The sequence below is a fragment of the Streptomyces roseofulvus genome (assembly GCF_039534915.1).
Taxonomy (GTDB): Bacteria; Actinomycetota; Actinomycetes; order Streptomycetales; family Streptomycetaceae; genus Streptomyces; species Streptomyces roseofulvus.
Genome location: NZ_BAAAWE010000001.1, coordinates 5,549,570 through 5,573,030 on the forward strand (window position 1 = coordinate 5,549,570; position 23,461 = coordinate 5,573,030).

Genomic DNA, 23,461 nt, shown 5'->3' on the forward strand with positions numbered 1-23,461 from the left:
CCCTTGGCTGCTGAGCTGCATGTCGAGCTGGTCGCCGCGGACCGGAGTGTCTGGTCCGGCGAGGCCACCCTGGTCATCGCGCGTACCACCTCCGGCGACATCGGCGTCATGCCCGGTCACCAGCCGCTGCTCGGTGTGCTGGAGTCGGGCCCGGTGACCATCCGCACGAGCGAGGGCGCCACCGTCGTGGCCGCCGTCCACGGCGGTTTCATCTCCTTCGCGGACGACAAGCTGTCGCTGCTGGCGGAGATCGCCGAGCTGGCGGACGAGATCGACGCCCAGCGCGCCGAGCGCGCGCTGGAGCGTGCGAAGTCGGACGAGGACGCCGCCGCCGAGCGGCGCGCCGAGGTCCGGCTGCGCGCGGTAGCGGTCCGCTAGCGGACCCGCGACCGAAGAGTAGTGCCCTCAGCCGCGGCACGGCTGGAATGTTCCAGACCGTGCCGCGGCTGAGGCGATGCAGATGCAGGTTGTATTCGGTGAGGCCGGCGGCGCCGGTCACGGGACGCAGCGAGGAGGTCGGTGAAGATGTTCCTCGCGCTGCTCGTGTGCGGCCTGGTCGTCGCACTGGTGGTGATCGGGCTCTTCGTCTTCGGCTTGCGCCGGCGGCTGATCCAGCGGGCCGGCGGCACCTTCGACTGTTCGCTGCGCTGGGACGTTCCGGAGGAGCCGGACCTGTCCGGCAAGGGCTGGGTGTACGGCGTGGCCCGGTACAGCGGTGACGAGATCGCCTGGTTCCGGGTCTTCTCGTACGCGCCCCGGCCGCGCCGGTTCCTGGAGCGCTCGGCCATCGTGGCCCTGGAGCGCCGGATGCCGGAGGGCGAGGAGGAGCTGGCGCTCCTGTCCGACTCGGTGATCCAGCCCTGCATGTACAACGGGGTCCGGCTGGAGCTCGCGATGAGCGAGGACGCCCGGACCGGCTTCATGGCCTGGCTGGAGGCGGCGCCTCCCGGCCAGAGGGTGAACGTCGCGTAGAACGGCTGAAGCGGGGGACGGTGTGCTGCACCGTCCCCCGCTTCGTCGTGCCCGGGGTGCTAGCTCAGTCCGCCGTTGATGGCGTTCACGAGTTCGCCGTTGGTGGTGTCACCGCTGAACTCCCAGAAGAAGGCGCCGCCGAGGCCCTGGTTCTTGGCCCAGCTCATCTTGGAGGTGACGGTGGCGGGGGTGTCGTAGCTCCACCAGTTGGTGCCGCAGTGGGCGTAGGCGGTGCCGGCGACGGTGCCGTTGGACGGGCAGGAGGTCTTGAGGACCTTGTAGTCCTCGATGCCCTGCTCGTAGGTGCCCTGCGCCGGGCCGGTCGCCGTGCCGCCGGGGGCGGACTGGGTGACGCCGGTCCAGCCGCGGCCGTAGAAGCCGATGCCGAGCAGCAGCTTGTTCGCCGGGACGCCCTTGGCCTTGAACTTGGCGATCGCCTCGGCGGAGTTGAAGCCCGCCTGCGGGATGCCGGCGTACGAGGTCAGCGGGGAGTGCGGGGCGGTCGGGCCCTTCGCCTCCCAGGCGCCGAAGAAGTCGTACGTCATCACGTTGAGCCAGTCGTAGTACGGCGCGGCGCCCGCGTAGTCGGCGGCGTCGATCTTGCCGCCGGCGGAGGCGTCGGCCGTGACGGCCGCGGTGACCAGGTTGTTGGCGCCGAACTTGGCGCGCATGGCCTGCATCATGTTCTTGAAGGACGCGGCGCCGCTGGTGTCACAGGTGAGACCGCAGGCGTTCGGGTACTCCCAGTCCAGGTCGATGCCGTCGAAGACGTCGGCCCAGCGCGGGTCCTCGACCAGGTCGTAGCAGGACTGCGCGAACGCGGCCGGGTTCTGCACGGCCTGGCCGAAGCCGCCGGACCAGGTCCAGCCGCCGAAGGACCAGAGGATCTTGATGTTCGGGTACGCCTTCTTCAGCTTGCGCAGCTGGTTGAAGTTGCCGCGCAGCGGCTGGTCCCAGGTGTCGGCGACGCCGTCGACGGACTGGTCGGCGGTGTAGGCCTTGTCGTAGTCGGCGTAGGCGTCGCCGATGGTGCACTTGCCGCCCTGGACGTTGCCGAAGGCGTAGTTGATGTGGGTGATCTTGGACGCGGAGCCCGAGGTCACGATGTTCTTCACGTGGTAGTTGCGGCCGTAGACGCCCCAGTTGGTGAAGTAGCCCATCTTGACGGCCTTCGGCGGGGGCTGGGTGCCGCCGCCGGTGGTGCGGACCGCGACGGGGCCGGCGGCGGGGCCGGTCTGGTCGGCGGTGTCGCGGGCGACGACGGTGTAGCTGTAGTCGGTGCCGGCGGTGAGGCCCTGGTCCGTGTAGGTGAGGCCCGTGGTGGTGGTCACCTTGGTGCCGTCGCGCAGGACGTCGTAGTTCTTGACGCCCTTGTCGTCGGTGGCCGCGCCCCAGCTGAGCTTCACCGAGGTGTCGGTGACGTTCGAGGCGGTCGGGGTGCCGGGGGCCGAGGGCGGGGCGTCGCCCGGCTGCTGGGTGCCGTCGCAGGAGGCGCCGTTGATCTTGCAGCCGGAGGGGGCGCCGGAGCCGGTGCCGTTGTAGCCGAAGGAGACGGAGGCGCCGGGGGCCAGGGTGCCGTTCCAGCCGACGTTCTTGGCGGTCCAGTGGTCGCCGCTGTTGGTGACGGTGGCGTCCCACGCGGAGGTGACCCTGGTGCCGGAGGGGTAGTCCCACTCCAGGTTCCAGGAGGAGATGGTGGTGGTGCCGGTGTTCTTGATGGTCCAGTTGGCGCCGAAGCCGGTGCCCCAGTCCTGGGTCTTGGTATAGGTCGCGGTGACCGAGGTGGCGGCCTCCGCGGGGGAGGCGAGGCCGACCATCGCGGCGAGGGGGAGGGCCAGGGCGGTCAGGCCGGCGGCGGCCTTCGCCTTGAGTCCTCTTCGGCGCGTCGGTGCTTGAGTGCTCAACGGTGCTCCTCAAGTTGCGGACGTTCGGGGTGGGGGTGGTCCGTGGAGAGTTGCGCGCGCCCCGCGAGCGTAGGAAGGTCTGGACCAATCGTCAAGAGGTCCAGACCAACGTCGCTTCCGGTCTACTGAAGGCCCAACTCCCGTGCCAGGACCGCCGCTTGGACCCGGCTGCGCAGCCCCAGCTTCCCCAGCACCTTGCTGACGTGCGTCTTCACCGTCGCCTCCGCCATGTCCAGGCGGACCGCCACCTCCGCGTTCGACAGCCCCGCCCCCAGCGCCGCCAGCACCTCCCGCTCGCGCGGCGTCAGCCCGTCCAGGGCCGCCGGGTCACTCCGTACCGGCGGCGACGGGGAGGCGAACTCCGCGATCAGCCGCCGGGTCACCGCCGGCGCGATCAGTCCCTCCCCCCGCGCCACCGTCCGGACCGCCTCGACCAGCTCCCGCGCGTCCGCGTTCTTCAGCAGGAAGCCCGACGCCCCCGCCCGCAGCGCCCCGAAGACGTACTCGTCCAGGTCGAAGGTGGTCAGCACGAGCACGTCCGCGAGCCCCTCCGCCACCACCAGACGGGTCGCCGTCACCCCGTCCATCCGGGGCATCTGCACATCCATCAGCACCAGGTCGGGGCGGAGCTCCCGGGCCAGCTCCACCGCCCGCTCGCCGTCCTCGGCCTCCCCGACCACCTCGATGTCCGGCGCGCTGCCCAGGATCAGCACCAGCCCGGCCCGTACCGCCGCCTGGTCCTCGGCCACCACCACCCGCACCGTCATGCCCGCTCCTCCTCGCTCGCTCCCACGGGCAGCTCCGCCCGCACCCGCCACACCTCCGCGCCCCCGTCCCCGGTCACCGGACCGGCCTCCAGGGAGCCGCCGAGCAGCGCCACCCGCTCCCGCATGCCCACCAGGCCCGCCCCCGACCCCGGCGCGCGCGGCCCCGGCCGCTGCCCGTACGGGCTCGTCACCGTCACCCGCAGCGCCCCGTCCCGGTGCGCCAGCGCCACCCGGACCTCGCCCGGCACCGCGTGCTTCAGCGCGTTCGTCAGCGACTCCTGCACGATCCGGTACGCGGCCAGCTCCACCGGCGCCGGCAGTCCCGGACCCTCCCGCCGGGCGTCGTCCAGGGTGAAGCGCAGCCCGCCGGCCGTGCCGTTCGCCCGCGCCTGCCCGACGAGCGCGTCGAGACCCGCCAGGGTCGCCGTCGCGGCCGGCTCGGCCTCCGCGCCGCTGTCCCGCAACAGCCCGATCAGCCGCCGCATCTCCGCGAGCCCCGCCACGCTGTTCTCCCGGATCACCGACAGCGCCTGCCGGGTGGTACCGGGATCGTCCAGGGAGAGCGCCGCCGTCGAGTGGATCGCGATCGCCGAGAGGTGGTTGGCCACCATGTCGTGCAGCTCCCGCGCCATCCGCGCCCGCTCCGCCACCACCGCCTGGGCCCGGTCCATCTCGGCCAGCAGCGCCGTCTGCTCGGCGCGCAGCCGGGCGGCCTCGGCGGCCTCGCGGTGGTTGCGCACGATCGAACCGGTGACGGCGGGAAGGAAGGAGACCATGCCGGTGATGACGCCGACCAGCAGGGCGATCGCGTTCTGCCACCAGACCAGGAACGCCGCCGTGGCGGCGACGGTGACCAGCGCGGTGGTGTACGGGATGCGGCGCGCCTGCGCCGGGGTGCCGTAGACGACCGCCGCGTAGACGACGTCCGTGAACATCAGGACCGTGGCCAGGTTCCCGTTGGTGAACTGGTCGCCCACGATGGCCAGGGTGCCCAGGAGCAGCGCGGTCTGCGGGGCCGCCCGGCGCAGCGCCTCCGCCACGGCCATCGCCGACAGCGGGACGAGCGCCGCCCAGCGCTGGTCGAAGACGCGGTCGCCGGTGGTGTACAGCCCGTACGACCAGAGCAGCACGCCGACGGAGAGACCGGCGAGGGCGATGAGCACGTCATGGCGGTGCGGGCGGGGGAGGGTCACGTACCCATCCAACACGCCCGCCGGCCCCCGGACGTCGGCGTCCGGGCCGATCCGGGCCCGGGCGCGCCTCCATCGAAGGATGTAGGCGGGTTTCCTCACCCGCGACGACGATCCGGGCCCGCCCGCACGGGACGCTGGGAGGGAACCGACGGGGGAAGGAAAGGGGAAGCCCGTGATCGTCACGATGATCGTGGTCTGCGAGGTGGGGTTCTGGGTCCTGCTGGCCGCCGGACTCGGCGCCCGCTACCTGCTGCGCATGCCGAGGCTGGGCGCGGCGCTGCTGCTGTGCGAGCCCCTCCTGGAGGTCCTGCTCCTGGTCGTCTCCGCGATCGACCTCAGGAACGGCGCCGAGCCCAGCTGGCGGCACGGCCTCGCCGCGATCTACATCGGCTACACCGTCGGACACGGGCACCGCACCGTGAAGTGGCTCGACGGCCACGCCGCCCACCGCTTCGGCGGCGGCCCGCCGCCCCCGAAGCCGCCCCGCCACGGCATGGCGCGCGCCCGCCACGAGGCCCAGATCTGGCTCGGCACGCTGGTCGCCGGCGCCGTCGCCTCCGCGCTGCTCCTCGCCGCCGTCCGGTACGTCGGCGCCGCCGGCGACACCTCGAAGCTGGAGGCCTCGATCGGCGGAGTCTGGCGGGCCGTCGGCATCCACGGCCTGATCGCCCTCAGCTACGCGGTCTGGCCGAAGAAGGCCCCGGCGGGCGACCCGGAGGCAGGCCGGGAGCGGAGCTCAGCGCTCCCCGCCCGGGACCCAGAGCACGTCCCCGACCCCCTTGTTCGCCACCCGCGCAAGGATGAAGAGCAGGTCTGAGAGGCGGTTGAGGTAGGTCGCGGTGAGCGGGTTCATCGTCTCGCCGTGCACCTCCATGGCGGCCCAGGTCGAGCGCTCGGCCCGCCGGACCACCGTGCACGCCTGGTGCAGCAGGGCCGCGCCGGGCGTGCCGCCGGGCAGGATGAAGGAGCGCAGCTTGTCCAGCTCCTCCAGGAAGCGGTCGCAGTCCGCCTCCAGCTTGTCGACGTACGACTGCTCCACCCGCAGCGGCGGGTACTCCGGGTTCTCGACGACCGGGGTGGCGAGGTCCGCGCCCACGTCGAACAGGTCGTTCTGGACCCGGACGAGGACCTTCACCACGCCCTCGTCGAGCCGGCCGAGCGCGATGGCGGTGCCGATGACGGCGTTGGCCTCGTTGGCGTCGGCGTAGGCCGCGATCCGCAGATCGGTCTTGGCGGTGCGGCTCATGTCGCCCAGGGCCGTCGTGCCCTGGTCGCCGGTGCGGGTGTAGATGCGCGTCAGATTGACCATGGGACCAGCCTAGTTACGCTCCGGCGCTCCGGAACGCGCGTGTGCCGACCGTCACGGCGAGCGCCGTCAGGGCGGCGGCGACCAGCACCCCGGAGAGCATGGCCGGGCTCGTGTAGTGCCCGAGGTACGCCTCCCGCACCGCGTCCACCAGAAGTCGCCCTCGCGGCCGAGCGGCAGCCCGGTGAGCAGCGGCCCGAAGAGGAGCAGGTAGAGCAGCGGCATCAGGGCGCCGAAGAAGATCTGGAACGGGGAGCGCAGGGTCTGGCGGGGTCCTGGCGTACGCCGTGCGCGAGGGCTGAGACGCCCGCCCCGCACGCCCCGCACCGGCCGGGAGCCGCGCCGCCGTCCGGGCCGTCGGGCCCCACGGGGGTGTCGCGAGTGTGACGTCCGTCAAAGAGAGCGTGACGCGCATTACTTCACGGTCACATGGCGCCCCGGGCCCGCTAATCTCCGCCGGAGAGCCAGAAGTGAACAGGTGTTGAGGGGTGGAATTCGTGGCTGGGAAGCTCGCCGTCATCGGGGCCGGACTCATGGGGTCCGGCATCGCTCAGGTCTCGGCCCAGGCCGGCTGGGACGTCGTCCTGCGCGACGTCACCGACACCGCCCTGACCCGCGGCACCGACGGCATCAAGGCGTCGTACGACAAGTTCGTCGCCAAGGGCCGGCTCACCGCCGAGGACGCCGAGGCGGCGCTCGGCCGGATCACCGCCACCACCGAACTCGACGCCGTGGCCGACGCGGACGTCGTCGTCGAGGCCGTCTTCGAGAACCTCGACGTGAAGCACGAGATCTTCCGCTCGCTCGACAAGATCGTCAAGGACGGCGCCGTCCTCGCCTCCAACACCTCCGCGATCCCGATCACCAAGATCGCCGCGGTGACCGGGCGCCCGGAGGCCGTCGTCGGCGTCCACTTCTTCTCGCCGGTGCCGATGATGCAGCTCGTCGAGCTCGTCCGCGGCCACAAGACGAGCGACGAGACCCTGGCCACCGCCCGCGCGTTCGCCGAGTCCGTCGGCAAGACCTGCATCGTCGTCAACCGCGACGTCGCCGGCTTCGTCACCACCCGCCTGATCTCCGCCCTCGTCGTCGAGGCCGCCAAGCTGTACGAGTCCGGCGTCGCCACCGCCGAGGACATCGACATCGCCTGCAAGCTGGGCTTCGGCCACGCCATGGGCCCGCTCGCCACCGCCGACCTCACCGGCATCGACATCCTGGTCAACGCGGCGAACAACATCTACACCGAGTCCCAGGACGAGAAGTTCGCGCCGCCGGAGCTGATGCGCCGGATGGTGGACGCGGGTGACATCGGCCGCAAGAGCGGGCAGGGCTTCTACACGTACTGAGCGCAGTACGCCATCCCGCATCACTCCGCGGGGTGAATTTCGGTATCGGTTTGCTGACAAGGCGCAACGTATCTGCCGAGGCAGCAGTCAGTTGTTGCGAAGACGGAGCATTTCCCGGGGAGCGACTATGCACATCAGGGGCGACCACGTCGAGCTGGTCGTCGGGGGCCGCCTCGACGTCCGCAGCGCGGCGGACGCCCGTACGGTCCTGCACTCGGCCGTCGACGACGGCGTCGGCGACCTGGTGCTCGACCTGACCGGGCTCGACTCCTGGGACGCGACCGGGCTCGGCGTGATCATGGGCGCCCACCGGCGGGCCGGCCGCTGCGGCCGCCGGCTCGTCCTGCGCGGGGTGCCGCCGCAGATGCAGCGGCTCCTCGTGGCCACCCGCCTCCACCGCATCCTCGCCATCGAGGGCGGCCTCGCCCTGGAGTCGCTGCCCCGCGTCTGAACGGACGGCCCGCGGCCCGGCCCCGGGGGTGAACCGTCTGTGAAGCCCCTGTGCGAACCAGGCGTCACGCTCAATCCTCACAAGACCGTGACGTCTTGGGCTCGACGGCACCCCGGCTGTTCCCGGGCGCCCCGCGACCGTCTAGGGTTCGGTCGCCCGCACCCCTTCGACACACCCAGCCGGCGGGCTCCGCACCACCGCTCTTGGGGGCTTTGACCATGGACCCGATACACCGGGGGCCGGACGAGTCCGGTCACGACACCGCGGCCGAGGACGCCCGCCCCGCACAGCCCACCGCCCTGCCCGAGCGCGCCGCCGCGGCACCCGCCCGCGCGCGCGTCACCCGGATCGTCTCCGGCGGACTGCTGCTCACCGTCAACCCCGTCGACGGCAGCGAGATCGAGGCGTGCCCGCCCGGCGAGGAACCCCCCGCCGCACGCCGCCGCACCCCCGAGGAGCGCGCCGAGGCCGCCCGCGCCGCCACCGTCCCCGCGCCGCCCGGCCCCGCCGCCCCCGAGCTGCCCCTCCTGGAACGCGAGGAGCAGCGTGCCCGGCTCACCGAGACCCTGACGCGCGGCCGCAGCGCCCGCCTCACCGGCCCCGACGGCTCCGGCCGCACCGCCCTTCTCGACGCCGTCGCCGACGACTGCGCCACGCTCGCCCCGGACGGCGTCGTCCGCCTCTCCGGCCACCACCGCACCACCGGCGAACTCCTCCACGAGCTCCGCACCGCCGTCCTGCACGCCCCCCACCACCGGCCCGACCCCGACGGGCTCCGCGCCGACCTCGCCGGCATCGGCGCCGTCGTCGTCGTGGACGACCTGGAGTTCGGCGGCGCCGCCCTCGACGAGCTGCTCGCCGCCGCCCCCGAGTGCGCCTTCCTCCTCGCCGCCGCCCCCGGCGTCCCCGCCCCCTCGGCCGACGCCCCGATCGAGGAGGTCGCCCTCCCCGGCCTCGGCCGCGCCGCCTCCCTCGCCCTCCTGGAGGCCGCCGTCGGCCGCCGCCTCACCGACGAGGAGGCCAACTGGGCCGGCGACCTCTGGTTCGAGTCCGAGGGCCTGGCCCTCCGCTTCGTCCAGGCCGGCGCCCTGCTCCGGCAGCGCGACCGGCTGCGCGTCACCCCCGCCGAGTTCGACGCCTTCGGCGCGCTGGAGGAGGCGTTCGGCCCGTCCGGCACGGGACCGGGCACCGGCTCCACCGGCCCCGCCGCCGACCCGTACGAGGACCCCGACGTCGAGCTGCACGAGGTGCCGCTGCCCAGCCTCGGCGAGGGCGCCGCCCCCGCCGCGCTGCTCGCCTCCCGGCTCAGCCGCTCCGCCCAGACCACCCTCCGCTTCGCCGTCGCCCTCGGCGGCGAACTCCCGCACCACGCCCACCTCCCGGCCCTCGTCGGCGACACCCACGCCGACGCGGCCCTCGGCGAGCTCCGCGCCTGCGGCCTGCTCACCCCCGTCGGCCCCCGCTACCGGCTCGCCGGCGGAGTCCTCACCCAGCTCCTCGCCCACGGCTACGGCCTCGACGCCGCCGACCGCGTCCACACCGCCGCCCAGCACTACGCCTGGTGGGCCGGCCACCCCTCGGTCGGCCCCGACCGGGCCGCCGCCGAGTCCGACGCCCTGCTCGCCGCCCTCGCCGCCCTCGTCGGCGGTACGCCGGGCGGCGCGGCCGGCGACCCGAGCGGGGAAGCGGCCGGATCCGGCGAGGCCGGCGACGGGCCCCGCGCCACCGCCGTCGCCCTCGCCCGGGCCGCGGCCCCCGCCTTCGCCGCCGGCCTCCACTGGGGCGCCTGGGAGCGCGCCCTGCGTTCCGGCCAGGAGGCCGCCCGGCTCGCCGGGGACGTCGCCGAGGAGGCGTACTTCCACCACGAACTCGGCGTCCTCGCCCTCTGCGCCGGCAACCTCGCCCGCGCCCGCGCCGAACTGGAGGCGTCCATCGGCCTGCGCGGCGTCCTCGCCGACAAGCGCGGCACCGTCGCCGGCCGCCGGGCGCTCGCCCTCGTCGCCGACCTCGGCCGCGGGCAGGAGCCGCCGCAGCCGCCGCTGCCGTCCCGTACCGACTCCCCGCCGCGCGGCGTGCCCGCCGCCCGGGCCGCCGCCCCGGCCCCCGCCGAGCCGCCGACCGCACTGCTGCCCCCGGTCCCCGCCGCCGGCACCGGCGCCGTCACCCCGCCCGCCTTCCCGGCCTTCCCCGACTTCGCGGACCAGGGCCCCACCCTCATCACCCGCCCCGAGACGACGCCGGCGGACGAACCCCGCCGGAGCCTCAAGGCGGGCATCCTCGACGGCACCCGCCGCAACCTCGCCGCCGTCGGCGCCGGCCTCCTCCTGGTCGCCGTCCTCGGCACCGTCGTCACGCTCGGCGCCACCTCCGGCAACGACGACACGCCGACCTCCGGCACCGTCACCACCGACACCACCGCCGACCAGGGCGTCGGCGACGTCCCCGGCACCGACGACGGGGCCCCGGCGGACGGCGAGCCCGGCGAGCCGACCGAGACCGGCACGCCCGGCACCTCCGGCTCGCCCGGCCCCACCACCCCGGGCACCACCCCGTCCGGCTCCGCCACGGACCCGACGGCGACGGGCTCGCCGTCCACCAGCACCTCCGGCGAACCGGACCCGACGGCCACCAGCGCGCCGGGCACCGGGACGGGGACGACGGACGCGCCGACGACCCCGCCGCCGGGCCGGCCGACCACGACCCGGCCGCCGTCCTCGACCACGGGACCGAAGCCGACCTCGTCGTCGCCGTCCTCGTCGCCCTCGTCGCCGTCGACCAGTCCGGATCCCGAGCCGACCACGACCTCCCAGCCCCCGTCCCCCACGTCGACGCCGAGCGAGACGTCGAGCAGCGAGGCCCCGAGCAACTCCGCCTCCTCCACCCTCGACGGCACCCCCACCGCCTCCGACACCGCCACCGTGAGCTGAGACCGCGACGCGGAAGGGGACGGCCCCGGGCGCTCCACGCGCCCGGGGCCGTCCCCTTCGCCGTACCGTGCTAGAACAGCCGCAGCTTGTCGTCCTCGATGCCGCGCAGGGCGTCGTAGTCGAGCACCACGCAGTCGATCCCGCGGTCCGTCGCGAGGACCCGCGCCTGCGGCTTGATCTCCTGGGCCGCGAAGATGCCCTTGACCGGGGCGAGGTGCGGATCGCGGTTGAGCAGCTCCAGATACCGGGTCAGCTGCTCGACGCCGTCGATCTCGCCGCGCCGCTTGATCTCGACCGCGACCGTGGCGCCGTCCGCGTCCCGGCAGAGGATGTCGACCGGGCCGATCGCCGTCGGGTACTCGCGGCGGACCAGGGTCCAGCCCTCGCCCAGCGTCTCGATGCGGTCGGCCAGCAGCTCCTGGAGGTGCGCCTCGACGCCGTCCTTGATCAGACCCGGGTCCACGCCCAGTTCGTGGGACGAGTCGTGGAGGATCTCCTCCATCGTGATGATCAGTTTCTCGCCCGCTTTGTTGATCACGGTCCAGACGCCGGCCTCACCATCGGCACCCTCCTTCAGGGTGCACGGCGGCGACATCCAGTTGAGCGGTTTGTACGCCCGGTCGTCCGCGTGGATCGAGACGCTGCCGTCTGCCTTGATCAGGATCAGACGGGGCGCGGAGGGCAGATGGGCCGTGAGCCGGCCCGCGTAGTCCACGGAGCAACGGGCAATGACGAGACGCATGGTCGCCAACGCTACAAGAGGAGCGCCCTTCTACGCGATTCGGGCACCCGAGTGAGACGAACACCCGTCGGTTATCGGCCTGTTGTGTGCCCAATCGCCTGGTGCGGGCCGGACCGCGCGCTTACCGTGGAAGCTGGAGGTCGTCGTCCGTGCACGCTGCGTGGCGTACGTCGGTCCTCGACCCTGCCCGCACAGACCCCGTCCGCGGGGTCGCGAGAGGAGAACCCATGTCGCTCGACGTCTCACCGGCACTGTTGGAACAGGCCGAGCGAGGCGAGGTCGACGAAGCCGCCTTCGTCGACTGCGTCCGGACCTCCCTGCCCTTCGCGTGGGAGATGATCAGTTCTCTGGTGGCCCAGCTGGAGGTGGAAGGCGGCGAGTTCGCCGACAACCAGACGCCGCCGCCGAACGAGCAGGCACGTGGTCAGCTGCTGCGCGCGCTGGCGAGCGACGCGATCCGCGGAGCGCTCCAGCGTCACTTCGGGGTGCGTCTGGCCTTCCAGAACTGCCACCGGGTGGCGGTCTTCCCGCTGGACCCGGCGGTGGACGAGCGCCTCGCCCGCTTCACCTCGATCCGGGGACAGCTGCTCAACCAGTCGCCGGAACTGCGCGACTGCTGAGCCCGGCCGTCGTCACCGGGATCCACCGGGACTCGAACGCCGCCGCTCCGCGGAGCGGGAGCCGCGATCGGTGCGTGCCGACACGCACCGTCCCGCGGGGACGCCGGAGCGGCGGCGGGTCCCGGCCCTCAGTCCAGGCGGGGCAGGACCTCGGCGCCGAGCCGCCGCAGGTTCTCCTCGGTGCCGGCGAGATCGCCGGAGCCCTCGGCGAGCAGCGCGAAGCGGGTGATGCCGGTGCGCTCCGCGGTCGCCGCCAGCCGGTCCGCCGCCAGCGACGGGGTGCCGACCGGGTGCAGCGAGCAGAGCAGCTCGGTGTACGCCACCGGGTCCCGCATCGCCCGGTGCCGGCCGTCCACCGTCACATGCGCGTCCAGCCCCTGCTTCAGCCAGCCCGGCATCGCCTTCACCAGCGTCTCCGCCGCCTCCTGCGTGCGGTCCGCGAGCTGCACGACACCCGCGGAGACGTGCCCGGCGCCGATCCGCGCGATCTCGTCCGGATCCCGCCCGGCCTCCCGCGCCCAGCGCGCCCAGGCCGTGACCATCTCCGCCTTGGCCTCGTCGCCGCAGTGCATGCCGAGGAGCATCGGCAGCCCGCGCTCGGCCGCCAGCCGCACGCTCTTCTGCGAGGTGCAGGCGACGACGACCTCCGGCGACGGCTCGCCGCCGATCAGCTCGCCGGCCCGGGGCACCACGGCCACCTCACGGAAGGAGAATCGTTCTCCCTCGGCACCCACCCGCGCCTCGGTGAGCCAGCGCAGCAACAGGTCGAGCGCCTCGGGGAAACCCCGCTCGTACGCCTCCAGACCCGCGCCGAACACCTCCAGGTCCACCCACGGCCCGCCACGCCCCACCCCGAGGGTGAATCTGCCGCCCGAGGCGATGTGCAGCAGCGCCGCCTGCTCGCCCAGCGCGACCGGGTGGACGGTCGGCAGCACGCTCACCGCCGTGCCCACCCGCAGCCGCCGGGTGCGCCCGAGCAGCAGCGCCGCCAGCGTCACGGCCGACGGGCACACGCCGTACGGTACGAAATGGTGCTCGGCCAGCCAGACCGAGTCCAGGCCCGCCTCCTCGGCCACCTCGGCGGTCCGCACCGCACGGTGCAGCGCCTCTCCCTGCCCCTGGCCCGGAAACTGAGCCGCCAGAACGAATGTCCCTACGCGCATCGCCTTCTGCCTCCTCGCGGCCGACGCGTTCACTCCCCCTCCTACGGCAACAACGTCTGACACGTGCCAAAGGCAACGGCCGAACATGAAGTTCTTGCGATTTTCGGTCCGGGCGTCCGGACGGGGGCCCCGGGCAGCCCGTCGCGGCCCGTACGCTGGGAAGAACGGTCCGTGTTCCCCGACTCCGTGAGGTGTGCTGTGTCCCCGCGTCACCACCGCCCCCGCCGCTCCGCCAAGCCGGCGGCGCAGGAGGACCGCGACGACCGGTACGGCGGCTCCCAGCGCACCGAGACCTGGCAGGGCGAGGAGTGGTACGTCCGCCTCGTCGCCGGCGCCAGCTCCCCGGGCAAGCGCTACCGCTGCCCCGGCTGCGACCAGGAGATCCCGCCCGGCGCCCCGCACGTCGTCGCCTGGCCCGAGTACGGCGGCGTCGACGACCGCCGCCACTGGCACAAGGCGTGCTGGAACGCGAAGGACCGCCGCACCACCCGGGTGCAGCGGTCCCGCAACGCGCCGAAGTACTGAGGCTCAGACGTCCCGGCTGTTCAGCAGCGCGTACGCGGCGCCCAGGACCACCGCCGCGATGCCCGTGAGGGTGAACAGCGCCTCCCAGCCCGCCGGGCCGCTGTCGCCGAACGGTGGCTCCGCGGAGTACAGCGCGATCATCTGGGAGGGGATCGAGTAGGTGAAGAGCGCCTCCTGGATCCCCTTCAGCGCCGGCGAGAACATGAACAGGGCCGCCACCAGCGGCAGCAGCAGCAGACCGATCATCACCGTGATCGCCCCGGCCGAGTGCCGCACCAGCGCGCCCACCGCCATCGACAGCAGGCCGAGCACCGCCAGGAAGCCGGCCGCGCCGACCGTGGCCCGCGCCCACTCCGCGCCCGTCGGCTCCGCCGCGTCCACCATCGCGACCTGCGCGGTCGCCACCGCGAACGCGACCACCAGGGTCACCGTGAAGACCAGCAGGAAGAAGACGACCGCCTTGGCCGTCAGCACCCGGGCCCGGCTCGGGCACGCGGTCAGCGTGGTCCGGATCATGCCCGTCCCGTACTCGGACGAGATGGTCAGCACGCCCAGCGTGATCACGCAGATCGACGCCGGCAGCATCCCGAAGAAGCCCAGCGGCAGCGCCGACTCCTCGCCCATGTTGCCGCCCTCGGTGGCGGCGACGGCGGCCACCGCCAGGCCGATCACCAGCATCAGCAGGACCATCGTCCCCAGCGTCCACATGGTCGACCGCACCGAGCGGATCTTCGTCCACTCCGAGGCGAGCGCGTCCCCGAGGTGCGCCCGGCGCACCGGGATGGGGGAGACGTAGCCGTACGGCGGCGGAGGCGTCGGGGTCGGCGTCGGGGCGGTCATCGGGCGTCCTCGGTGGTGTCGCTCGGCTTCTGGAGGCTCGGCTGCGGGGCGGGCGGCGGCGTGCCCGGCGCGGCGGCGGGCGGCTGCGGGGCCGCGTACGGGTTCTGGCCGGGCGGCGGCGGGGCGTACCAGCCCTGCTGCGGCACCTCCGTCGGGAGCGGCGGCTGCGGCGGCATCCCGTACCCCGGCCGGCCGGGCTGCGGCGGGGCCTGGAGGTGGGCCAGCTTGTCGTCGCTGGAGCGGTAGTCCACGGCGCCCTGCGTCAGCCGCATGTACGCCTCCTCCAGCGACGCCTGGTGCGGGGACAGCTCCCAGAGCCGTACGCCCGCCTCGTGCGCCAGGTCGCTGATCCTCGGCAGCGGCAGGCCGGTGACGCGCAGCGCCCCGTCCGGCTCGGAGAGGACCTGGCCGCCGGACTCGACCAGCACCCGGGACAGCTTCTCCCGGGGACCGGCCTCGCCGTCCGGGACGCGGACCCGGGCGAAGTCCGCCGAGTTCGCCGAGATGAACTGCTTCACCGGCATGTCGGAGAGGAGCTGGCCCCGGCCGATCACGATCAGGTGGTCCGCCGTCAGCGCCATCTCGCTCATGAGGTGGCTGGAGACGAAGACCGTGCGGCCCTCGGCGGCCAGCTTCTTCATCAGGTTGCGGACCCAGAGGATGCCCTCCGGGTCCAGGCCGTTGACCGGCTCGTCGAAGAGCAGCACCTGCGGGTCGCCGAGCAGCGCGGCGGCGATGCCGAGCCGCTGGCCCATGCCGAGCGAGAATCCCTTGGAGCGGCGCCTCGCCACGTCCTGGAGGCCCACCACGCCCAGCACCTCGTCCACCCGGCGGGCCGGGATGCCGGCCAGCTGGGCCAGCGACAGGAGGTGGTTGCGGGCGCTGCGGCCGCCGTGCACGGCCTTGGCGTCGAGGAGGGCGCCGACCTGCCGGGGCGCGTTCGGCAGCTGCCGGAAGGGGTGGCCGCCGATCGTCACATGGCCGGACGTCGGCTGGTCCAGGCCGAGGATCATGCGCATGGTGGTCGACTTGCCGGAGCCGTTCGGGCCCAGGAAGCCGGTGACGACACCCGGCCTCACCTGGAAGGAAAGGTTGTACACGGCCGTCTTCGCGCCGTAGCGCTTGGTCAGGCCGACTGCCTCGATCATTCTCCAGCCCCATCGACAGGTCGGTGGTGTGCGAAGGGGCAGGGCGGCGCGCGGCCGGAAGGCCCCCGTACGAGTCAGGAGCTTATCCAGCCAGGAACGGTTCCCGCTCCGGCGAAGCGAGACCGAAGCGAAACCTCAGGGAGAAATCCGGGACGGGCCCCGAGGGCGCGCCCCGGTCCTCAGGCGTCCCGCCGCTTCAGCACCAGGTAGCCGCCGATCAGCGCGGCCGCCACCCACGCCAGCATGATCCCGAGCCCGCCCCACGGCCCGTACGGCGCCTTCTCCGAGCCCAGCGCGTCCGGCACCACCTGCATGATCTTGGAGCCGGCCTGGTCGGGGAAGTACCTGGCGACCTCCTTCGCCTTCGGCACCGCCGACAGGATCTGCGAGATCAGGAAGAAGAACGGCACCAGGATGCCGAGCGACAGCATCGAGGAGCGGAGCATCGCCGCCACGCCCATCGAGAAGACCGCGATCAGCCCCATGTAGATCCCGCCGCCGACCACCGCCCGCAGCACGTTGTCCGCGCCGATCGTCGTCCGGTGCTCGCCGAGCAGCGCCTGCCCGAGGAAGAAGGACAGGAAGCTCGTGACCAGGCCGACCACCAGGGCCAGCACCCCCGCCACCGCGATCTTGGAGAAGAGGAAGGTGGCCCGCTGGGGGACGGCGGCGAGCGAGGTGCGGATCATGCCCGAGGAGTACTCGGTCCCCACCACGAGGACGCCGAAGACCACCATCGCCAGCTGGCCGAGGACCATCCCGGAGAAGCTGACGAAGGTCGGGTCGAAGGTGGCCCGCTCCAGCTCGGACAGGTCGTCGAAGGTCGAGTTGAGGACCGCCGAGAGCGCCGCGCTCATCGCCACCGTGACGATCAGCGCGCTCGCCAGGGTCCAGACCGTCGACGAGACCGTCCGGATCTTGGTCCACTCGGACTGCAGGACCGCCGGTACCGCTGCCATGGATCAGACCCCCTCGGTGGTCGAGCCGGCCCCGGGGTCCTGCGCGGGTCCCCAGCCGGAGTGCGCGCCCCACGCGGGGCCGGGCGCGGCGGGCCCGCCGCCGTGCGTGTCGGTGCCGTGCGCGTGGTACTCCACGGCGCCCGCCGTCATCTGCATGAACGCCTCCTCCAGGGAGGCGCGCTGGGCGCTCAGCTCGTGCAGCGTCAGCTGGTGCGCCGCCGCCAGCTCGCCCAGCCGCTCGGTGGTGGCGCCGTCGACCTCCAGGGTCCCGTTCCCGGCCTCGACCACCACGAATCCGTCGGCGTGGAGCACGTCCCGCAGCCGTTCCTGCTGGGGAGAGCGGAGCCGGACGAAACTCCGCGAATTCCGCTGGATGAAATCGGCCATGGACATGTCGGCCAGCAGTTTTCCCTGCCCGATCACGATCAGATGATCTGCCGTCAGCGCCATTTCACTCATGAGATGACTGGAGACGAAGATCGTTCTGCCTTCCGCGGCCAGCGACTTCATCAGATTGCGGATCCAGTGAATTCCCTCGGGGTCCAGACCATTGACGGGTTCGTCGAACATCAGGATCTCGGGATCGCCGAGCAGCGCCGACGCGATGCCGAGCCGCTGCCCCATGCCCAGCGAGAAGCCCTTCGACTTCTTCCGCGCCACCGCCGTCAGACCCACCAGGTCCAGCACCTCGGCCACCCGGCTCTCCGGGATCCGGTTCGACTGCGCCAGACACAGCAGGTTGTTGTACGCCGACCGGCCCCCGTGCATCGCCTTGGCGTCGAGCAGGGCCCCGATGTACTTCAGCGGCTCGTCCAGCTCGCGGTAGTGCCGGCCGTCGATCCGCACCGTCCCGCTCGTGGGGTTGTCCAGATCGAGCATCATCCGCATCGTCGTCGACTTCCCCGCCCCGTTGGGCCCCAGGAAGCCGGTGATCATGCCCGGCCGGACCCGGAAGGAGAGATGATCGACCGCCGTCTTCGTCCCGTACCGCTTCGTCAGCCCGTCAAGCTCGATCATGCGTACCAAGCTAAGGGCGCGCGAAACCCCCCGCCACCGGAGTGACGGGGGGTTCGAAGGCGCGACGGCGGGCGGGGCCTCAGCGGGTCTGCTGGGCCGGCACGCCGGCGGAGCGCTCCTCGTCCAGCGGGGAACCGGCCGCGGCCACCGCGGCACCGGTCAGCGTCGCCAGCATCTCGCGGACGTTGGTCAGCTGCGCGTTGATGGAGTCGCGGCGGTTCGTCAGCGCGGCGAGCTCGCGCTCCGATTCCGAGCGGATCCGGTCCGCCTTGGCGTTGGCGTCGGCCACGATGTCCTCGGCCTGGCGCTGCGCGGTCTCCACCGTCTGGCGGGCCCGGCGCTCGGCGTCCGTGCGGAGCTTCTCGGCCTCCAGGCGGAGCTGCTCGGCGCGGTGCTCGATCTCGGCGAGGCGCTTCTCGGCCTTGGCCTGACGGGACGCCAGGTCGCGCTCGGACTGCTCGCGGCGCTTGGCCAGGTTGGTCTCGAAGTCCGCGGCGGCCTGGGCGGCCTTGGCGCGGGTCTCCTCGAAGAGGGCGTCCGCCTCCTCGCGCTTCGACTGCGCGTCCTTCTGCGCCTCGGCCCGCAGCGAGTTGGCCTCACCCTGGGCCTTCTCGACGATCCGGACGCCCTCGTCCTCGGCCTTGGCCTTGCGCTCGGCGGCGAACGACTCCGCGTCGTTCCGCACCTGCTGGGCGGCCGACTCGGCCAGCTCGCGGTGCTGCTCGGCGGCGCGACGGGCCTCCTCGCGCAGGTCCTTCGCCTCCTCCTCGGCGAGACGGAGGATCTTCTCGACGCGCGCGCCGAGACCGGCGTACGACGGCTCCGCGTCGGTCACCTGCGCCTGGGCGTTCTGCGTTTCGAGGTGAAGCTCCTCGATGCGCTTCTCCAGGGAGGTGATGCGGCCCAGTGCGCTGTCACGGTCGGCGACGAGCTTGGTAATGCGGTCGTCCACCTGACCGCGGTCGTAACCACGCCGCACGAGCTCGAAGCCGAAGGGGGAGGAAGTGTCGCTCATGGGGTTCCTGTCGAATGAGACCGGTGAGGTGTTAGAGGGAATCCTAGGGGCCGAAGCGGCGTGTCATCGAGCGTATGCCCGTTTGATCTGGAGAATGTCCAGCCTTTTGAGTGGCTAGCCGTCCTGGGACTTGCCACTCGAACGAGTGGAACCCGAGGAAGCGCCCGCCTTGAGCCCGTCCTTCGCCCCCGCCGACGGAGTCTCGAAAGACTCCAACGCCTCCAGCACGTCCTGGACACGGGAGATCTCGGCATTGATGTCGGTACGGCGACGGGTCAGCGTCTCCAGCTCGCGCCGGCCCTCCTCGACCAGCCGGTCCGCCTCGGCCTCCGCCTCCACCTTGAGCCGCTCGGCCTCCGCCTTGATCCGCTCCCCCTCGGCGATCAGCGAACTCTTCTTCTGCTCGGCCTCCTTGAGCAGCGCGTCCGCCTTCCGGACGGCCGCGATGCGGACCTTGCTCGCCTCCGAACTCGCCTCGGAGACCATCTCCTTGGCCTTCTCCGCGGCCTCGGCCCGCTGCTCCTCCGCGGCCTTCACCAGCTTGTCGACGCGCTCGCCGGCCGTCTTCATCTGCTCGGCCGACTCGCGCCGCGCCCGCTCGTGCAGCTCCTCGATCTCGCCCTCGATCCGGCCCCGCAGCTCCTCGGCCCGCTCCCTTATGTCGGTCGCGTCCTTCCGCGCCCCGACCAGGAGTTCGTCCGCGTCGGTCCGCGCCTTCTCCACCAGCGCGTTGCCCTCGACGGTCGCCTCGGCGACGATCCGGTCGGCCTCCTTGCGGGCGGCGCCGACCATCGTGTCCGCCTGCGTCTCCGCCTCGGCGGTGGCGCGCAGCGCCTCCTCCCGGGCCTTGGCGATCAGCTGGTCGGCCTGCTCGGCCGCGTCCGCGCGCTTCTTCGCGCCGGCCTCGCGGGCCTCGTCCAGGGTGCGGTCGGCCTCCTCGCGGGCCTCCGCGCGCATCTGCTCGGCCGCCGCCTCGGCGTCCTCCCTGACCCGCGCCGACTCCGTACGGATCCGCTCGGCGTCCTGACGGGCCGACTCCAGCGCCTCGGCGCCCTCGGCCCGCAGCCGTTCGGCCTCGCCCGCGGCGTCCGCGATCGTCCGCTCGGCCTCGGCCCGGGCGTCGGCGGTCACCGAGTCGGCCAGCTCGCCGGCCTCGTCGGTGATCCGGCCGGCCTCCGCCGTCGCCTCGGCGACCAGGGCGTCGGCCTGTTCGGCGGCGTCCTGGCGGCGCTTGTCGGCGGCCTGACGGGCCTCGTCCAGGATCTGCTCGGCGTCGGCCAGGGCCGCGGTCCGCAGCGCCTGGGCGTGCGCCTCGCCGTCCGTCTTGACCTGCTCGGCCTCGGTGCGCAGCCGGGCCGCGTCCCGCTCGGTGGTCTCCCACAGCTCGGCCGCCTCGGCGGTGATCCGCTCGGCTTCGGCGGTCGCCTCGCCGACGAGGGTGTCGGCCTGTTCGGCGGCGTCCTGGCGGCGCTTGTCGGCGGCCTGCCGGGCCTCGTCGAGGACCCGCTCGGCCTCCGCCGCGATCCGCTCGGCTTCGGCGGTCGCCTCGCCGACGAGGGTGTCGGCCTGTTCGGCGGCGTCCTGGCGGCGCTTGTCGGCGGCCTGCCGGGCCTCGTCGAGGACCCGCTCGGCCTCCGCCGCGATCCGCTCCGCCTCGGCCGTCGCCTCGCCGACCACGCCCTCGGCCTTCTCGGCCGCCTCCGAACGGATCCGGTTGGCGTCCTCCCGGGCGTCCGCCCGGGTCCGGGCCGCGTCCTGCTCGGCCGACGCCAGCGCGTCCGTCGCCTCGGTCCGCACCCGCTGCGCGTACTCGGCGGTGTCCGAACGGAGCTTCTCCGCCTCCGCGATCGCGTCCCCGACCGTCCGCTCGGCCAGCGCCTTCGCCGCGTCGGACTCCTCCTGCGCACGCGCGCGCGTGCGGGCCGCGTCCTCCGACGCCCGCTCCCGCTCCTCGTACGCGTCGGCGCGGACCCGGTCCGCCTCCTCCTGCGCCTCGGTCCGGGTCCGCTCCGCCGCGTGCTCCGCGGCCGAGCGCAGCCCGGCGATCTCCTCCTCGGCCTGCTCGCGCAGCCCGGCGACCGAGTCGCGGACCTCCTGCGCGGTCTGCTCCGCGGCGCCGACCATCTCGGTCGCCCGCGCGTCCGCCTCCTCGACCAGGCGCTGCGCCTCGGCCTGCGCCTCCTCCACCCGCTTGCGGGCGGCGGCGAGGAGCTCCTCGGACTGCTCGCGGGCGTGCTCCCGCTCCCGGCCTGCCTCGGAACGGGCCGACTCCAGCGTCTCCTCGGCCTCCCGGCGGCGCCGGACGGCCTCCTCCTGGGCGGCGGACAGCGCCTCGGCGGCCTCGGCGGCCACCCGCTCGGCGGCGGCCGCGGCCTCGGCCCGTACCCGGTCGGCGGTCTCCTGGGCCTCCGACCGCAGCCGCTCGGCCTCGGTCTCCGCCTCGGAGGTGAGCCGCTGCGCGGTCGCCTCGGCCTCGGCGCGGGACGCCGACGCGTCCGCGGCGGCCTCGGCCCGCAGCCGCTCGGCCTCCTGCTCGGCCTGCTCCCGCAGCGCCCTGATCCGCTCGGCGCCCTCGGTCCGCAGCCGCTCGGTCTCCTCGGCGGCCTCGCGTCGGATCCGCTCGCCCTCCGCGCGGGCGTCGGTCAGCTCCTGCCCGGCCGCGGCCAGCTTCGCCTCGGCGTCGGCGTGCAGCCGGGTCAGCTCCTCGGCGGCCTCGGCCCGGCGGGCCTCGGCGGCCCGCTCGGCGTCCGCGCGCAGCTCGGCGGCGGCCTTCTCGGCCGACTCCCGGACCGACTCGGCCTGCTCCTCGGACTCGGCGCGCAGCCGCTCCGCCTCGGCGCGGGTCCGCTCCAGGGTCTCCTCGGCCTGGGTCCGGAGCGTCTGGGCGCGCTCCATCGCCTCCGACTTGACCTTCTCGCTCTCCGCGCCGGCGTTGGCGCGCAGCTCGTCGGCGTCGCCCCTCGCCTTGGCCAGCAGCTCCTCGGCGGTCTTCGCCGCCTCCTCGATCTGCTGGACGGCCTCGCGGCGGGCCTCGCCGCGGATCCGCTCGCCCTCGGCGATGGCCTCGGCGCGCAGCTGCTCGGCCTCGCCGCGCAGCCGCCGGGCCTCCTCCTGGAGCTCGACGGTCTTGGCCCGGTACTCCTTGGTGTCGTCCTTGGCCGAGCCGAGCAGCTCGTCGGCCTGCTCCTCGGCGCGGGAGCGCAGCCGGTCGGCCTCGGTCTCCGCCTCGCGGCGGATCCGCTCGGCCTCCTCGGACGCCTTGCGGGTGGTCTCGGCGGCGTCCTCGGACGCCTTGCTGAGGATCTCCTCGGCGCTGCGTGCGGCCTTGGCGAGCGCGGCGGCCGAGTCCTCGGCGGCGCTGGCGCGGGCCTTCTCGGTGGCCTCGGCGAGGACCTTCTCGGAGTGCGCGGTGGCCTCGCGGAGCTTCTCCTCGGCCTCGGCCTTGAGCTGCTCCGCCTTCTCGGTGGCCTCGCCGACCAGCCGGGCGATCTCGGACTTGGCGGTGCGGGTGCGCTGCTCGTTGACGGAGTCGGCGGAGGCGATCGTCTTCGCGGCGGCGTCCTTGGCCTCCGCGAGCGCCTTGTCGGCCTCGGCGCGGGCCTGCCGCAGCTTCTCGTCGGCCTCCTGCATCCGCTGCTCGGCGGCGCGGGTCAGCTCGGCGGCCTGGCGGCGGGCCTGGTCGGTCTCGGCGACGGCGGCGGTCCGGAGCTGCTCGGCGTGGCCGGTGGCCTCCTGCGCCTGGGTGGAGGCGGTGGTCATCAGCCGCTCGGCGTCCTTGCGGGCGCGCAGCAGAATCGCTTCGGCCTCGGCGCGGGCGGCCTCCGCCTCGGCGCCGACGCGACGGCCGGTCTCCTCGGTGAGGCGGGCGGCCTCGGCGCGGGCGGCGGCGAGCGACTGCTCGGCCTCGGCGCGGGCCTCGTCCATCAGGCGGCGGGCCTGGGACTCGGTGCGGGCGCGCAGCTGTTCGGCCCAGGCCACGTTCTCGTTGACGTGCGCCTCGACGGTCTGGCGGCGCTCGTTCAGCTCCTGGTCGAGCTGCTGGCGGCGCTGGACGGCCTCGTTGTGCAGCTCGGCCTGGAGCCGGGCCTGGTGCTCGGCGTGCTCCTGGAGGATCCGCTGGGTCTGCGCCCGGGCCTCGCGCAGCTCGCGCTCGGCGTCCTGGCGGAGCTGCTCGGCCTGCGCCTGCGCGTTCCGCAGCATCTGCTCGGCCTGGTAGCCGATGTCCGCGCTGTCGTAGGCGGGCCGGGACGCGATGGTGCGCCGCGCCTCGTGGAGCTTGGCACGCAAGACCTCGACCTGGTAGCCGAGGTCCTCGGCGTGCTGGACGGCCTTCTCTCGCTCCTTCTTCAGCCGGTCCATCTCGGCTTCGAACCGCGAGAGATGGTCGTCTTCAGCTCGGTGGCTCTCCTGGCGTTCGTAGCCCCGCACTGCGCGGTCCATCCTTCCCCGAGCTCTGCGAGCAGGGGAGTCCCCAACCCGGTCGCAACTTTCCGACGAGCACCGTTCAGCTGGACAGAACGGCCCCCCGGGGAATCGTGGCAGATCGGACGACCCCGACATCCCGAC

Annotated in this window: 21 protein-coding genes; 8 read left to right on the forward strand and 13 right to left on the reverse strand. The window is 73.6% G+C overall.

The window, feature by feature from the left end; all coding sequences use genetic code 11:
• Positions 1-3 precede the first annotated feature (3 nt).
• A complete protein-coding gene (locus ABFY03_RS25830; protein ID WP_031006240.1) occupies positions 4-378 on the forward strand; it encodes a F0F1 ATP synthase subunit epsilon in 375 nt (124 codons plus the stop codon).
• 147 nt (positions 379-525) lie between these two features.
• Positions 526-972 carry a DUF2550 domain-containing protein gene (locus ABFY03_RS25835; protein ID WP_150233122.1) on the forward strand — a complete coding sequence of 149 codons (447 nt, stop codon included), beginning with the start codon at positions 526-528 and terminating at the stop codon, positions 970-972.
• A gap of 59 nt (positions 973-1,031) precedes the next feature.
• Here ABFY03_RS25835 and ABFY03_RS25840 read toward each other — a convergent pair whose 3' ends face one another.
• The 3 genes from ABFY03_RS25840 to ABFY03_RS25850 all read right to left on the reverse strand — a co-directional run bounded on the left by ABFY03_RS25840 (position 1,032) and on the right by ABFY03_RS25850 (position 4,836).
• Positions 1,032-2,876, reverse strand: a complete 1,845-nt coding sequence (locus ABFY03_RS25840; protein WP_487222185.1) for a glycosyl hydrolase family 18 protein — start codon at positions 2,874-2,876, stop codon at positions 1,032-1,034.
• Positions 2,877-2,998: 122 nt separating this feature from the next.
• Positions 2,999-3,643, reverse strand: a complete 645-nt coding sequence (locus tag ABFY03_RS25845) for a response regulator transcription factor (RefSeq protein ID WP_319009565.1) — start codon at positions 3,641-3,643, stop codon at positions 2,999-3,001.
• A complete protein-coding gene (locus ABFY03_RS25850; RefSeq protein WP_319009564.1) occupies positions 3,640-4,836 on the reverse strand; it encodes a sensor histidine kinase in 1,197 nt (398 codons plus the stop codon). Before ABFY03_RS25850 ends, ABFY03_RS25845 begins: the two co-directional genes overlap by 4 nt.
• Positions 4,837-5,008: 172 nt before the next feature.
• On the opposite strand from ABFY03_RS25850, the gene ABFY03_RS25855 reads away from it, so the two are divergent.
• Positions 5,009-5,653 (forward strand): hypothetical protein, encoded by a 645-nt coding sequence (locus ABFY03_RS25855; RefSeq protein WP_346170947.1) that lies wholly within the window; start codon positions 5,009-5,011, stop codon positions 5,651-5,653.
• On the opposite strand, the gene ABFY03_RS25860 is transcribed toward ABFY03_RS25855, so the two are convergent.
• Both ABFY03_RS25860 and ABFY03_RS25865 read right to left on the reverse strand, forming a co-directional pair.
• The gene (locus ABFY03_RS25860; protein WP_346170948.1) at positions 5,573-6,145 is read right to left on the reverse strand and encodes a cob(I)yrinic acid a,c-diamide adenosyltransferase; all 573 of its coding nucleotides are present in this window, start codon (positions 6,143-6,145) and stop codon (positions 5,573-5,575) included. The genes ABFY03_RS25855 and ABFY03_RS25860 overlap by 81 nt on opposite strands.
• A 13-nt stretch (positions 6,146-6,158) precedes the next feature.
• Positions 6,159-6,293, reverse strand: a complete 135-nt coding sequence (locus ABFY03_RS25865) for a hypothetical protein (RefSeq protein WP_386723592.1) — start codon at positions 6,291-6,293, stop codon at positions 6,159-6,161.
• A gap of 346 nt (positions 6,294-6,639) precedes the next feature.
• Here ABFY03_RS25865 and ABFY03_RS25870 point away from each other — a divergent pair, with 346 nt between their 5' ends.
• The 3 genes from ABFY03_RS25870 (at position 6,640) to ABFY03_RS25880 (ending at position 10,866) form a co-directional block, all read left to right on the forward strand.
• Complete coding sequence (locus ABFY03_RS25870; protein ID WP_346170949.1) at positions 6,640-7,488, forward strand: 3-hydroxyacyl-CoA dehydrogenase family protein; 849 nt, start codon at positions 6,640-6,642, stop codon at positions 7,486-7,488.
• 127 nt (positions 7,489-7,615) lie between these two features.
• Positions 7,616-7,939: an STAS domain-containing protein gene (locus tag ABFY03_RS25875; protein ID WP_030210572.1), complete on the forward strand. Its 324-nt coding sequence runs from the start codon at positions 7,616-7,618 to the stop codon at positions 7,937-7,939.
• A 218-nt stretch (positions 7,940-8,157) separates the two neighbouring features.
• A complete protein-coding gene (locus ABFY03_RS25880) occupies positions 8,158-10,866 on the forward strand; it encodes an ATP-binding protein (RefSeq protein ID WP_346170950.1) in 2,709 nt (902 codons plus the stop codon).
• Positions 10,867-10,936: 70 nt separating this feature from the next.
• Here ABFY03_RS25880 and nucS read toward each other — a convergent pair whose 3' ends face one another.
• Positions 10,937-11,608 carry an endonuclease NucS gene (nucS, locus tag ABFY03_RS25885; protein WP_319009559.1) on the reverse strand — a complete coding sequence of 224 codons (672 nt, stop codon included), beginning with the start codon at positions 11,606-11,608 and terminating at the stop codon, positions 10,937-10,939.
• A gap of 227 nt (positions 11,609-11,835) precedes the next feature.
• On the opposite strand from nucS, the gene ABFY03_RS25890 reads away from it, so the two are divergent.
• The gene (locus ABFY03_RS25890; protein ID WP_031006219.1) at positions 11,836-12,228 is read left to right on the forward strand and encodes an SCO5389 family protein; all 393 of its coding nucleotides are present in this window, start codon (positions 11,836-11,838) and stop codon (positions 12,226-12,228) included.
• A 128-nt stretch (positions 12,229-12,356) separates the two neighbouring features.
• Here the strand turns inward: ABFY03_RS25890 and ABFY03_RS25895 are convergent, their stop codons facing one another.
• Entirely contained in the window at positions 12,357-13,391 is a 1,035-nt protein-coding gene (locus tag ABFY03_RS25895) for an LLM class flavin-dependent oxidoreductase (RefSeq protein ID WP_346170951.1), read from the reverse strand.
• A 198-nt stretch (positions 13,392-13,589) separates the two neighbouring features.
• On the opposite strand from ABFY03_RS25895, the gene ABFY03_RS25900 reads away from it, so the two are divergent.
• On the forward strand, positions 13,590-13,916 hold the full coding sequence (locus ABFY03_RS25900) for an ATP/GTP-binding protein (RefSeq protein WP_319009557.1): 327 nt from the start codon (positions 13,590-13,592) through the stop codon (positions 13,914-13,916).
• Between the two features lie 3 nt (positions 13,917-13,919).
• Here ABFY03_RS25900 and ABFY03_RS25905 read toward each other — a convergent pair whose 3' ends face one another.
• From ABFY03_RS25905 to scy, 6 genes are all read right to left on the reverse strand, one after another.
• On the reverse strand, positions 13,920-14,756 hold the full coding sequence (locus ABFY03_RS25905; RefSeq protein WP_319009556.1) for an ABC transporter permease: 837 nt from the start codon (positions 14,754-14,756) through the stop codon (positions 13,920-13,922).
• On the reverse strand, positions 14,753-15,904 hold the full coding sequence (locus ABFY03_RS25910) for an ABC transporter ATP-binding protein (protein ID WP_319009555.1): 1,152 nt from the start codon (positions 15,902-15,904) through the stop codon (positions 14,753-14,755). The genes ABFY03_RS25905 and ABFY03_RS25910 overlap by 4 nt, the downstream gene beginning before the upstream one ends.
• 179 nt (positions 15,905-16,083) lie before the next feature.
• Positions 16,084-16,863, reverse strand: a complete 780-nt coding sequence (locus tag ABFY03_RS25915; protein ID WP_319009554.1) for an ABC transporter permease — start codon at positions 16,861-16,863, stop codon at positions 16,084-16,086.
• Between the two features lie 3 nt (positions 16,864-16,866).
• Entirely contained in the window at positions 16,867-17,880 is a 1,014-nt protein-coding gene (locus ABFY03_RS25920; protein WP_346170952.1) for an ABC transporter ATP-binding protein, read from the reverse strand.
• A gap of 79 nt (positions 17,881-17,959) precedes the next feature.
• On the reverse strand, positions 17,960-18,895 hold the full coding sequence (locus ABFY03_RS25925) for a coiled-coil domain-containing protein (RefSeq protein ID WP_319009552.1): 936 nt from the start codon (positions 18,893-18,895) through the stop codon (positions 17,960-17,962).
• A 114-nt stretch (positions 18,896-19,009) separates the two neighbouring features.
• Positions 19,010-23,335, reverse strand: a complete 4,326-nt coding sequence (scy, locus tag ABFY03_RS25930; RefSeq protein WP_346170953.1) for a polarized growth protein Scy — start codon at positions 23,333-23,335, stop codon at positions 19,010-19,012.
• Between the last annotated feature and the right edge of the window lie 126 nt (positions 23,336-23,461).